Annotated in this window: 8 protein-coding genes; 2 read left to right on the top strand and 6 right to left on the bottom strand. The window is 49.9% G+C overall.

Going from position 1 to position 12,187, the window contains the following annotated elements; genetic code table 11:
- Window positions 1-126 precede the first annotated feature (126 nt).
- The 5 genes from AC0QHF_RS07065 to AC0QHF_RS07045 form a co-directional block, all read right to left on the bottom strand.
- On the bottom strand, window positions 127-1,593 hold the full coding sequence (locus AC0QHF_RS07065; RefSeq protein WP_324703493.1) for an alpha/beta hydrolase family protein: 1,467 nt from the start codon (window positions 1,591-1,593) through the stop codon (window positions 127-129).
- A 2-nt stretch (window positions 1,594-1,595) separates the two neighbouring features.
- Window positions 1,596-2,582: a hypothetical protein gene (locus AC0QHF_RS07060; RefSeq protein WP_324703492.1), complete on the bottom strand. Its 987-nt coding sequence runs from the start codon at window positions 2,580-2,582 to the stop codon at window positions 1,596-1,598.
- A 94-nt stretch (window positions 2,583-2,676) separates the two neighbouring features.
- Window positions 2,677-4,899: a dynamin family protein gene (locus AC0QHF_RS07055; protein ID WP_324703491.1), complete on the bottom strand. Its 2,223-nt coding sequence runs from the start codon at window positions 4,897-4,899 to the stop codon at window positions 2,677-2,679.
- Window positions 4,900-5,032: 133 nt separating this feature from the next.
- A complete protein-coding gene (locus AC0QHF_RS07050) occupies window positions 5,033-5,497 on the bottom strand; it encodes a hypothetical protein (protein WP_324703490.1) in 465 nt (154 codons plus the stop codon).
- Window positions 5,498-5,520: 23 nt separating this feature from the next.
- Window positions 5,521-6,534: a hypothetical protein gene (locus AC0QHF_RS07045; protein WP_324703489.1), complete on the bottom strand. Its 1,014-nt coding sequence runs from the start codon at window positions 6,532-6,534 to the stop codon at window positions 5,521-5,523.
- A gap of 341 nt (window positions 6,535-6,875) precedes the next feature.
- Between AC0QHF_RS07045 and AC0QHF_RS07040 the strand changes: the two genes are divergently transcribed.
- Together AC0QHF_RS07040 and AC0QHF_RS07035 are read left to right on the top strand one after the other, a co-directional pair.
- On the top strand, window positions 6,876-7,607 hold the full coding sequence (locus tag AC0QHF_RS07040) for a M50 family metallopeptidase (RefSeq protein ID WP_324703488.1): 732 nt from the start codon (window positions 6,876-6,878) through the stop codon (window positions 7,605-7,607).
- A 69-nt stretch (window positions 7,608-7,676) separates the two neighbouring features.
- Complete coding sequence (locus AC0QHF_RS07035; RefSeq protein WP_324703487.1) at window positions 7,677-8,471, top strand: Uma2 family endonuclease; 795 nt, start codon at window positions 7,677-7,679, stop codon at window positions 8,469-8,471.
- 134 nt (window positions 8,472-8,605) lie between these two features.
- Here AC0QHF_RS07035 and AC0QHF_RS07030 read toward each other — a convergent pair whose 3' ends face one another.
- A complete protein-coding gene (locus AC0QHF_RS07030; RefSeq protein ID WP_324703486.1) occupies window positions 8,606-11,302 on the bottom strand; it encodes a glycoside hydrolase family 10-like protein in 2,697 nt (898 codons plus the stop codon).
- Window positions 11,303-12,187 lie beyond the last annotated feature (885 nt).

Below are 12,187 nucleotides of genomic sequence, written 5' to 3'. Positions count from 1 at the left end.
GTATGCCATACGCCCCTACAAAAATGCGATCGCTCGTTTGGGTTTTATGCGTCAAATGGGGGCGATCGCCAAATTTTCAGAGTGCGATCGGTTTGATCAAACCCATTTCTATATTTCAACCGACATTTACGCCATCATAAATTCATCCAGATCGTCAGTAGAGCGAATAATGAGGGAATCCTCAACACCCATTGTTTCGGCAAGAGTAACACTAGCTGCCAATCTCAAAGATGTATTTAACTCTTCATCAAAAGCCAGATTAATCAATGTTTCCAATTTATCGAAATATTGATTTAACTGTTCGATAAATTTTCGATGCTCGACATCGAGCTTGTGTAATATGTAATTAACCCTAGATTCGATTTTATCGATCAGTTCATTTTCCGAATTTTGAAAATAACTTTTCAAAGCTGATGCAACTATTTTTCCTGATATACTTCCTACAAAAGCGCCCAACATGGGAATCGGTATAATTGCCTGTCCTGCAACCGTCGCCAAACCAACAATTGCCGCATCTGTCGCGACAAAAAATGAAAGTTCGGCAAACTGATCGCTGTTGATTTGACCTTGATGGTATTGTTGAACTAAATCTCCAATCCCAACTAATCCACTGACCATTGCACCAGCAAAAGGAGCAGCAAGATCCGTGGCATTTGTTAATAGGTATAGGGTTCCACCTGCAATCCCTCCTTGCAGCGTTCCTTTGCCAGTTTCAATGCCTACATCCTGCCAATCGGCTAAAGTAAAGTCTCCAATAAATGGATTTTTTCCTTCTTGAAACTTGATCCAGAAAGCCTGAGCTAAACGAACTCCTCCACCCGCCACTGCACCCCAAGCTGCCGCCTTTCCCAATCCTTGAATTGAAGGTGAGTTTTTGAGTTTTTCTAAATCTTGAAGATCTTGTTTTGTGGATTTCAGATCTTTTTCCCTAGAATCTAGAGTTTGATCAATTTTACCTTTCTGAACTTCATCATATGTGGCATTTCCAGGTTTGATCACATCTTCGACATCGCGACCAGTCACTTGACCGATCTCATCAATTTTTCTCTGAATTGTCCGGATCGATTTTTCGCTCAGATCGGAATTGCTAATCTGACCCGTCTCGCGAAGTTCTTCAAGTTGCTGATAATAATCCTTTGGGATGTGATATTCACTATTTCCTTTTGCAAATTCAGGATATTTTTCGCTATGGTCTAAAATGTGATCGAGCGTCTTGTTAAGGCTCTGGATATATTTGGACTGAACGTCAACTCCATCAACTCGATAGTCTACCGAAGCTGTCCTTTTTATATTCTCAAAAGTTGCGCTTGGCGAACGTCCACAAAGAATATCATATGCCCGTGTAACTCCCACATGAACTTGCTCGGCAATTTCTCCATGCTTTGTGTTTTCGTTGCCCAAAATATTTTGTGAATTTCCTACAAAATCCCGTATGACTTTCATTTCACCCATTGCAGATGAATAAGCCCCATCAAGCTTTTGTAGTGATGCTTGCAGGTTGTCGGCACGAATGCTTTTATCTGAAGCCGACCAAGCGCCGGCAACCTGAGCAGCAATATTGACATCTAAAGGTCGATTTTTATCTCGGCTCATAATTAAATTTTATGATTGAGAAGTTTGCCAAGAGAACGAATACAGTTAATAAGTGACCCGAAAGCTTCTTTTTTCTCTTGAGAAAACTGTCGGTAATCTCTGGGGGCTTCTTTCAGGAAGTAGAGGAGCTGTTTCAAGCATTTATCAGCGAGATTTTTGATTTCTTCTGCAATTTTTTTGACTTCCAAATCGACCTTTTTAAGGTAAATTATGTCCTTGTTGACTTCAAGACGTTTTTCTGTCGCTTCTTCTGCAACTTTGGCATTACTTTGATTCACAAATATGCCCGAACCGACAAGCGCAACCCCACCGATTGTCCAACCAACCGGACCAGCCATTGCCAGCAAAGCATTTCCAGCAGCCATACCGCCACCTCCCGCAGCTAAAGCACCTCCTCCGAGCCATGCAAGAGCGGCATTGGTTGCTGCTGCACCGGATAGAGAAGCGATCGCAGTCCCAGTTGAAGCCGTCCCAAATGTGGTAGCAACCGCCATTGCAGCGGTAGGGCCGAAAGCCGCAACTCCTACCCCGGCTGCAACACCAGCCGCACCAGATCCGGTAGCAACTTGGGTGGAAGCAGATGACTTTTGTTTGACTTCTTGGACAGTTTTAAGAAAACAATTAACTTGATAGCGAAATTCAGAAACAGCTTTATCGAATTCTTTCGGAGAGTTCGACAAAGTGTTGACATATAATTCAACTGATTCGATAACTTCAGAAGCCACTCTCTGGCGTTTTTTGAATAGATCAATGCTGGCTTGCTTGACTTGTTCTCGAATAACTTCATGTTCTTTGACGGCTTCCTGAAGTGCTTCTATGGCTTTACGCTTTCTGGTGAAATGTAGCATAATTTTTAGAGGTGATAAGGTGAACTTCCTATTTATGATTGTAAGTCTACTTTCGGAAAAAACAATCAGTATTTTCACGTAATTTTGGTTTTTTAAGATATCATCTAGATCGGTGAAAATACTGAGATTTTTTCGGGTCAATTAGCCATTCATTATCTCCAAACATTGGATTGACATTATTGGCGATGTTTGATAGAGGCGTTTCGTAAAACGCCTCTCGGTAACTAACTTGCCATTACAGACATTCAACTCGATATTTTTCCGAAACCTTGGGGGGCGCATTGGAAACATTTGGAGATGTTTTCCGACTTGCTGATTTCAACTGGGACAAGCCATCTTCCAAATAACGCAACTCTGCATAGAGTTGATTCAAGGTAACTTTTTGCTGTTCGAGAGGTATGAGCATTTTTTGTGCTTCATCACCCTGGCTTTCTTGTTGCCAAACCAGCGATTCGAGTTCCAACTGAAAGTTCTCGATATAATCTTCAATTTGTTTTGCAGCGGCACTGAAATCTGCATTAACTTGTTTGTTGATAACGCGATCAATGACAACTTTGCTGTTCTGGATTTGTTCGTCAATACTCTTCTGAATCAATTCGCAAATGTACACCAAATCGATTTCATGGACGACCTGAAAAACATCGATAATTTCCGGATCGCGACAGGAACGATGCTTGACCTCCTTATCCACGATTTGAATTTCTGACAAAATACGATCTACTTTTTCATCGATTACTCCTTCAAAGTTCAATTCGGGTATGAGAATCGGATCGACGTTCAATTTAATATCCAAAGACTGTCCCAAGTATTGAGAGAGCTCATCAGAGATTGATTGCATCTTGTTTTGAATTTCATCGGCTAATTCTTGGCGAATCTGAGTCCCTTCTCGGATCATACTGTCTTGAGTTTTTACCCACAGATCTTGCAAGTGCGGAGCACAATAATCGTTGACAGCTTTCAAGATTTGTTGAGCATCATTTTTGTTATTCAGGCGAATTTTATACTTTTGATTCTCGCTTACATTGATGCGATCAAAAAAGTTGTTAAAAACTTTAAAAATCCCATCTATCAAACCTCCAGAGGACTGTTTTGACCGCGACACAAGAGACTCTGCAAGTTGCTCGATTTCTTGCCGAATGTTGGTTTTTGCTTGAGTGGCAAATTGTTGCAACCCATTGTCATAACGTTCGATTAACTCGGATTCGCGATTTTTGATCGACTTTTTTAATGTCAAAATTTGTTGATTCGCACTGTCGGCTTTTCCGGCATATTCATTAACTTTTTGTTTGAGATCTTCGAGTCCCATTGTCAAACCTTGAATTTTGGTATTGAGACTGTCTTCGATCCCCTTCCCAGTTTTATCGAATCGAACTAAGACATCTTCCAAAAGATTGACCCCCGCATTCTGGGTGATCGTTTGAATGAGTTTTTCTTCAATCTTGGGAATTTCGCTATCTAATAAAGCTTGAGGTGCAATTTTATCAGGTGCGGGGATAATTGTCTGACCCTGTTCGTCTTTGATGCGGTAAGGAGCAGTAAAGAAGTTCTCGAAATCCTCGATATCTGCTTTGGTCGCCGTCCCGTTGATGATCAACTTTGCGAGCAAACCTTTCCGCGAACTGGCGGGAAAAACCATCGGGTTGGCAAATCCAAACTCTATGAACTCGTTTTTTAAATAATCGACGACAGTATCAATCTCTGGATCTCGCTCCGATTTCAAATCGATTTTGTTGAGGACAAAGTAAACCTTATTTAAAATCTCAGGACGATTGTTCAGCACTTCTTGGAATAGATCGATAATGGCATGATCTTTATAAGAAGTGTAATCCAGAACAAACACCACGACGTTGCAGGTGCGTAGAGTTTTCAAGGTGATTTCCTTCAAAGAAACTTGATCGAGTTCATTGAAAGATTTCCATTCGTTGGGTCCGGGAGTATCGATGAGGGTGAAACCGGACAGCGAGGGGAGTTGGCTGATGGCTTCAATGGGATGGTCTACTTCAAAACGAATGACGCGATCGCAGTTTCCCATTTTGCGAATTTGCCGGGTTCGTTCTAAAAACTGTTGTTGAATTTTTGTTGCGTTTCCTTCTGCCAGTAGGATCGGCTTTCGTGCTCCTTCTCGGTATTCCACTAGGCGAGGCGTTTGTGTCTCGTCAATATGCCGAATTTCCGTTGTGCAAATGGTACAGGCTGCATTTTCGCTGGCTAAAATATCTGCACCGATGACCGAATTTAAAAAAGTGCTTTTTCCGGCTTTCATCGGCGCGACCACCGCCACTTTATACTTCTGATCGCTGAGATCTTGCAACGTTTTTTGAAGGTCTTCTTCGGTCGATCGCAAGACATTTTGTCCTTCGATCGCAAAACCAGATCGCACTTCTTGAAGAAACTGAAAAAGTCGTTTTCCCGTTTTATCGACGTTCTGATAAAGCTGTTGAAATTCTTGAGATGACATGATTGATTATCCTGAAGAAAGACAGACGTTTGCTCGTCTATGTGGGTCTACAATTTTTGTATTTCCATTTCCGCAATTCTGCGAAAAAAATAATCAGATTTGCTGCGACACCCAGTCCGACGACATTTCACGATTATTGGAGCAACAGTTGCTCTTGCCTCATAGCCAGGACTTTATTCTTTGCCCAGTAATAACTCGGCACGAATATCAGTTCTTCATTGAGTTCGCAGAGTACCCCATTGGTGATATCAACTGCCTCCTTAAATTTACGGAGAACGGGTAATGTCGGATCGCGATCGATGTCATACATCAGCGACATCAGATGTTGCTGTAATCGCAGAGCTAACCGCAGTAGATCTTTTTCCATTTCATCTAAAGCGTGTTGTCGTGTTAAGTCACTAATTAACTTTGTATTGGAATCTGCTAATTCATAATATCGCCGTTCTAAATCAGCGTACTTTTGGGTTAACTCGTTGGCAACTTTTCGGTGATGCTTGGCGGCTTGCCTATCTTTTTCGCCGACAGCGTGAGCCACGAACGCCCCCGCCACTGCTCCGACGGCTGCACCAACCAAACCACAAATCACAGGAAAAACCATCGTCAAAATCTCCAACTTAATATTTAATAACCGGGAAGCAACGAACGATTTTGAAAACCACCGAATTGGGGGCGTTGTGTTCCGTCCGGTATCGCCCCCAAAGATTGCGCGATCGCCCTCGATTCCGCGTACCGTTTCAAGGCTCCCTCGATTCCCGGTTCACAGGGGCGATCGTGGATGTAATCGTTCACCGCTTTGGCTTCGTCCAAAAATGCCAGATTTCGGCGGTGTTGCTCGATCAACTCATCTTCGATACTTTGCAGGTGTTCCAACTCCTGACGGGTGAGGGATTCGTAATACCTGCGAACTTCCTCTTTATGGCTTTCGAGAATGTGGAAGAACTCGTAAACCATTCCCGCCGCCCCAACTGTCAACAATACAGGGGAAGCAGCACTCAGAGCCATTGCGATGGGGGGACAGGCGGCGGCGAGGGTAGTCACCGTAAATGCGGACACACCCCCCACAGTGCCACCAACCACCGTATCTTTCAGAGTGTGGGCGATCGCATCCGTCTCGGAAATTTCGCCCCGCACCACCCGCAAAGCGTTCGTCAGTATCGAAAAAGGAGCCGTCGTCACCGCACCAATCGCGGCTCCCATTGGTATGGCTTGAATTCCGGCTTTGACGGCCCCCGTAATATTGTCAACGTGCCACTTAGCGCCCAGTTTTGCCTGTTCTTTCGGAGTCATATTTCGCCCGCCCCGAGCTCGGTTCGCCTGGGAGTTTTCCCACGTCATATTGTTGGGATGATCCGAACCCCCCTGTTTGTGCGCCCGGATGTGGCTGGCATCTTTATCGGACAAATATTGCCGGGTGTTCTCAGCGGCGGCTCGGGCATCAACTCCCGCCCGTTGCGAGGGGGGAACCTTCCCCAACATCTCCGTCGCCTGCGCCTCGGTTCTGCCGATGTCGCCGCGGACTCCGCCCCAGGACATTCTGTCTCGGGTAGATTTGGACAGGTCGCCGAGTTTCGCGTGGCGGACTCTTGCCTGGGATGCGGCATTAAACGCCGCGTTACGCTTCGATTGTTCTGACAAGTTCAAAGGACTCCTGATAACCCTATGTTTAAGGATAGCCTCAATTTGCAGTGTATTCCTTCAGTAGAATTACCGAAATTCAGACGATATGACAGACTGTATATTCGGGCGATCAACCCCATGTCATAGGCTTCAGATTAGCGATCGCACCCCACCCCGCACCTCCGCCGATGTGATACTTTGCGGTCCGGCACATCCATCCGCGATATCAACCCCGTCGGGGCGCAACCCTTGCACCCTCCCCCCCACCTATTGCCCGACCCCAAATTTATGGAGTAGAATGGAACCGTCCCCTCCAGTAGGGGAAATCCTTCGCGTTTCAACCAATCTAAAACCACCTCATGTCATACTTGCAAGACTCGTCATCGTCCAAGATGGGGTTAATCGGGTTAATTGCCGCCGCGATCGCCACCGTACTCCTCTGGCAATTCTCCTGGGGAAATTATATCCTCTATCCCTTTTCAATATTGGCGACCTGGTTCCACGAAATGGGGCACGGACTGACCGCCATTTTACTCGGCGGAGACTTCCACAAATTAATGTTATTTTCCGACGGTTCCGGCGTCGCTTCCAGTTCCGTCTCCTTCGGCGGGCGGCTGGGACGAGCCTTGGTTTCGATGGGGGGTCCGCTGGGTCCAGCCGTCGCCGGGGGAATCTTCATTTTATCCGGCCGCCGCGCCAAAACCGCCCACTGGTGTTTGATGGTCTTGGGTTGTGTGATGCTGCTGTCCGTGTTCCTGTGGATACGGACTTGGTTCGGCGCGATCGCGATTTCTTTGTGGGGATTTTTGATATTATTCCTGGCGTTTGAAACCCCCAAAAAAATCCAGGCTTTCGCGATACAATTTATGGGGATGCAGGCGATCGTCAGCACCTACCACCAAAAGGATTATTTGTTCGGCGGCGGCGCGGTCAATATCAACGGCGGCCATTTGGTATCCGACACCGGCAAACTGGCTGAATATTTGTTCCTGCCGCACTGGTTTTGGGCGGCGGTAATTATGGTCATTTCCGCTTCCATCTTTTGGTTCAGCCTGAAAATTACCTACGGTTCCGACGACGGGGAGATTTGATGTCGAAAAATTGCCGTCAGTTGCAACCGCCGCTATAATTGCAGTACGTCCGCCACTCGGTTCAGTCCCATGGTTCACACCGACCTTTACAAAGACTTACCCACCAGCGACGAACTCCCCTGTTCCGACGATACGCCAGTGGATAACGAAGACCAAAATTTTATCCCCAATTATCTGTTCTTTCTGTTGGAATTCATTTGGAAAGAGCGAAATGACTGGTATTTTGCGGTGGATATGGGTGTCTATCACACCACCGGAGTCAGCCCGAAAGTGCCCGTCGTCCCCGACGGTTTCCTGAGTTTGGGCATTCCCCGTCGCCAGCCCGGTAACAAGTCCCGCAAAAGTTATGTGGTTTGGGAGGAAGGGGGCATCGTCCCGACATTGGTGCTGGAGGTGGTGTCCGGGACTCCGGGAGGCGAATACGACGAGAAACTGGCGATTTACGAAAAGCTGGGGGTGCTGTATTATATTATTTACAACCCCGAATACTGGCAACGCGATCGCCGTGAGCCCTTCGAGGTCTACAAATTGATCGACGGGGCATATCGGCAACAAATCGGCGAACCCTACTGGATGCCGGAAATCGGTTTGGCGATCGGTCGCAGTCGCGGTATCGTGGGGGGTATCGATCGCGAAATTCTCTCCTGGTTCGACCCAAACCGCGATCGCTATTTGTCCGCAGAAGAACAGGCCCGACAAGCCCAAGCCGAAGCCCGACAAGAACGACAAGCCCGTTTAGCCGCCGTCCCCCGATTGTATCACATGGGATTGACCGCCGAGCAAATCGCCACGGCTTTGGGCTTATCAATAGATGCGGTCAACGAACGGTTGAACGACAATGATAGAGCCGGCAACAGGCAATAGGCAACTGCTCCAGAAGGCAACAGGAAAACCAATCGTTCCCCGTCGGGGTTTCGGGGACAATCCACGCCACCCGCTTTTCTCACTTTGTTATCTCACATTGTGATATACTGCTCCACCTCTGGCCTATTCCCCGATCAAAACTGCCTCCGTTCGCCGTAACTCAACAGCATCTCCAAACTCACCAGGCGATTTTTCCAACTGCTGACCTGGTAGGGTTTTTCCCGAGCTTGCAGGGTCATCGCCCGCGTAAATTGAGCCTTGAAACTGACCAATTCTCGCTTCGCCTCCCGCAGGTTTTGAGACGAGGGAGACTCCGCCAACGCTTCCAGGGCTGCCGCCAAACTTTCCGCCTTCGCGTTCAGGGATTTGAGTTCGGCATCTCTGATCCAGAGTTGGTCATTTGCGAGTAAGAAACTCCACTCCCGTTTCAGTGCCAAATAGCGGGAGAGGGCGGCTTTGTACGGTTCGCGGTAGGGAACGATCGCACTATCCGACGCCTTGCCATTTTGGGTGCGGCGGAAGAATCCTTGCAGGTTATTGTCGATGGTTTCCACCGCAAAAATCGAATAGCCGCCGGCGGGCAGATCCCGCAGGGCTTGAATTTGGTCGATCGCCACGATATTCGGAATTTCCAACAGTTTCACCGACGGGGCGATCAGAGTCCCCCGCAACATTTCCGGGCGGGTGAGGGGTTCGGCGATGCGCTGCAGGCGGTTGGTATCCAAAGAATAGGTCATGGGGACGATCAGATCCACATATCCTTCCCGAGCCCAAACTTCCCAATGCTGTTGAATTTGGCGGATGCGTTCCGCTTCCGGGTGGGGGAAGACCGCCACGGACAAAATCACGTCGGGATAGTTGAGTCGCAGCAGTTGTTGAACCTCCGCCACGAAACTGGTAATTTGGTCAGCCCGAAATTGTACCCACCGCTGCCACATCGTGGGGTTGCTGGGGGTAATCGTCACCGGATCGACCCCCGTCATTTGTTTGAATTGCGATCGCGCGGCGATGCCATAGCCGAAATTGAAATTCCGGTTCGGGTCTTGAAACGGATAGCGGATGTAGTCCAGTTGGATGCCGTCAACGTCGTAGGTGCGGGCAATTTCGCCCACCACCCGCAACAGATAGCTGCGGACCTCCCGATTCGCCGGGTCCAAATAGGCCTTGCGATCGTTTTCGTGCCAGGTGCGGGCCCGATTGTCCAAATTCGCCCAGTCCGGATGGGCGGACAACACCGGACCGAGATAGGTTTCCGGCTGTCTGACGAGGGGGTTGTGCCGCTGGTTGGCGGTGGCGAAGGTCCAAATCCAGGCGTGCAACTCCATATCCCGTTCGTGGGCGAGTTTCACGGCGGCGGCGAGGGGGTCCCAACCCACCGTCAGGGGATTTTGTTCCGGGGCGACCCGGGAGGGGTAGATGGGATATCCGGCGTTGAGGGTTTCAAAAAAGACCGTGTTGATGCCGGCCTCCGCGAGGCGGTCGAACACCTGCCGCAGTCCCGCTTCTCCCCGGGCGGCGACGATGGTTCCCCGGTCCAGCCAGACGGCCCGAATTTCCGCCCCGGCCCGTTCCCCGTCCGTGGGATAATATCGCCACAGTTGTTGTCGGGCCTCCAGCCACAGTTTGCGGGCGGCGGCCCAGTTTTGCTGGGCGACCAGTTGGGGGAATTGGGCGATCGCTTCCTCGGCTTGGGCGATCGCATCCCGGGCGGGTTTGGGCACCGCCGCGATCGTCTGCATCCCGGCAACGGCGTCGTCGAGTTGGGCGGACGCCACTTGCAAGTTGATCGGCACGTCCCCGGAATAGGAAGCAATAAGGGCATTTTCAAACCGACCCAGCAAATTCGCCAATTCTTCCTTCATGGAAATGGCGGTGGCGTTGTCGATGGGTTCGTCCCCCGGTTGCACCTCCAGGGCGGGGGGGGCGGACTGTTGGGACGGATCGGTGAACAGTTCCAACAACGACGGGCGGGGGTTGAGGGGACCCGAACGGCGATCGCTCATTTGGGCGGGTGGTGCGGGCGGCGGCGTTTGAATCGTCGTGGCGGGTTGGGCGGGAGTTTCCGGCGGCGGCGTTTGAATGGCGGCGGTCTGCGGTGCGGCTTGTCCTCCCCCGGTGCCCATCGTGTAACGCCCGATCGCCGCCTGCAACCAGGCCGCATCCACTTCGGGAGATTCGGACTGTCCCCAGTGCCACCCTAAATAGATGGCCTGTTGGGTGGCGATCGCGGCGGCGGAGTTTGTGCTACCTTCCCAGACGCCGGCGGTGTAGCTTTGCAGCGTCGCGGGAATTAACACGCCACCCGGAACCGTGGCTTCCGTGTCCGACGTCGGCGCCCAGTCGGTGACGCTGTGGCAGACGCGATCGCGGCAGCGGCCTTCTTGGGCTTCCGGTCGGGCGGGATTGCTGAGGGGAAAGGCCCAGTAGGACCCCAGGAGCGATCGCAGCAGTTGGCGGGCTAAAGGCGTGGAGCGGTTCCCCACCGGGCCGCTGGCGATCAGCCGCCCCCCCTGTTTGACCCACTGTTCCAGGATGCGAATTTGGTCGGTGGTCAGCACTTCTACGTTGGGGAGAAACAGGACTTTGATCCCCTGCAATGCTTCCGGGCTATCGATCGCGTCGATATCGATCGCCCGGTGGCGGATGTCACTCGTTTGCAGCCGCCGTTCCACCTGGGTCCAGTCGGCGGCATTGCTCGGCGATCGCACCACCCCCAGCACAGTTTCGGCGCGGACGGGGGCGGGAAAATAGATGCTCAAATTGACGAGAATGCCGATGAGGGAACCGAGGAGGACGGATTGGCGATCCGGTCCCGTTCGCTGGTGAGTCATGGATTTGGGGAAGATGAACGTTGGTAATCCTTGCGGGCGATCGGTGGGATTGCCCGGATCGGCTCGCGATCGCCCGATCCTCTGGGAATTCCCCATCAATTCTACCGGAAAGGGGCGATCGGTTCCAAACCATTCGGCCTCCCGGTGCGATCGGTTCGGAGGGTTGGTTCAATTCGGCTGTTCTCCCCAATTCCGAGGCAAGAAACTGGGTTTCTATCTGAGTTTTGGCTATGCAATAAAAGCCACTCTCAGAAACCCGGTTTCTCCATGTCGGGGCGAAAGCCCTTCGCCCTCGGCCCCCGAGGCTCGATATTAACCAAAACTAATCAATTTCTACCTAACCTTTTGTTTTCAAAAATTATCTGAGAAAATAATAAAAAAATTATTGCAAATTTCTCTCAAACAGTTGACGGCAGCATGGGGGTTCTGGTACAGTTGACGAAACGGCACCCAAGGGGTTCTTGTGTCCAATCGCCAAACCAGAGGCTACAACCCCCATTCCTTCGCGAAATATCCAGATTTTCCCGAAAAAATGAAATTCCCCGACGCACCAATTTTTCGAGTCCCCGGGGACGGGGCTTGACAAAATTGTTAACTTGTGCATTGAGACGGGGTGCGATCGCAAAATTGCCCCCAAATTGTCCATATTTCCCATTGACAAATCCCCCCACTTGACCTATTCTTAAATCATGGGAGAATGTGCCGACATATATATAGCTTTTCAGACCCAATCAATCCCCGCCAAATTGCTAAGGGCAGGATTCAGAATTCTATCTCCCGTTCCAATTCATCTAGCAGTTTTTGCCGTCACTCGCCCCCCTAGCCCCCCAATTCTGGGGGGAACAATAGAATTAGGCGATCGCACTCGCCCCCCTAGCCCCCCAA

The organism is Lyngbya sp. CCY1209 (genome assembly GCF_055795065.1).
Note: the sequence above shows the minus strand (reverse complement) of the source record. Positions and strands in the feature narration are given on the sequence as shown.

What these genes read in the sequence shown, in the direction of transcription:
- AC0QHF_RS07065 (WP_324703493.1), bottom strand. Translation starts at nt 1,593, where the DNA reads ATGAGCCGAGATAAAAATCGACCTTTAGATGTCAATATTGCTGCTCAG.
- AC0QHF_RS07055 (WP_324703491.1), bottom strand. Translation starts at nt 4,899, where the DNA reads ATGTCATCTCAAGAATTTCAACAGCTTTATCAGAACGTCGATAAAACG.
- AC0QHF_RS07050 (WP_324703490.1), bottom strand. Translation starts at nt 5,497, where the DNA reads ATGGTTTTTCCTGTGATTTGTGGTTTGGTTGGTGCAGCCGTCGGAGCA.
- AC0QHF_RS07040 (WP_324703488.1), top strand. Translation starts at nt 6,876, where the DNA reads ATGTCATACTTGCAAGACTCGTCATCGTCCAAGATGGGGTTAATCGGG.
- AC0QHF_RS07035 (WP_324703487.1), top strand. Translation starts at nt 7,677, where the DNA reads ATGGTTCACACCGACCTTTACAAAGACTTACCCACCAGCGACGAACTC.
- AC0QHF_RS07030 (WP_324703486.1), bottom strand. Translation starts at nt 11,302, where the DNA reads ATGACTCACCAGCGAACGGGACCGGATCGCCAATCCGTCCTCCTCGGT.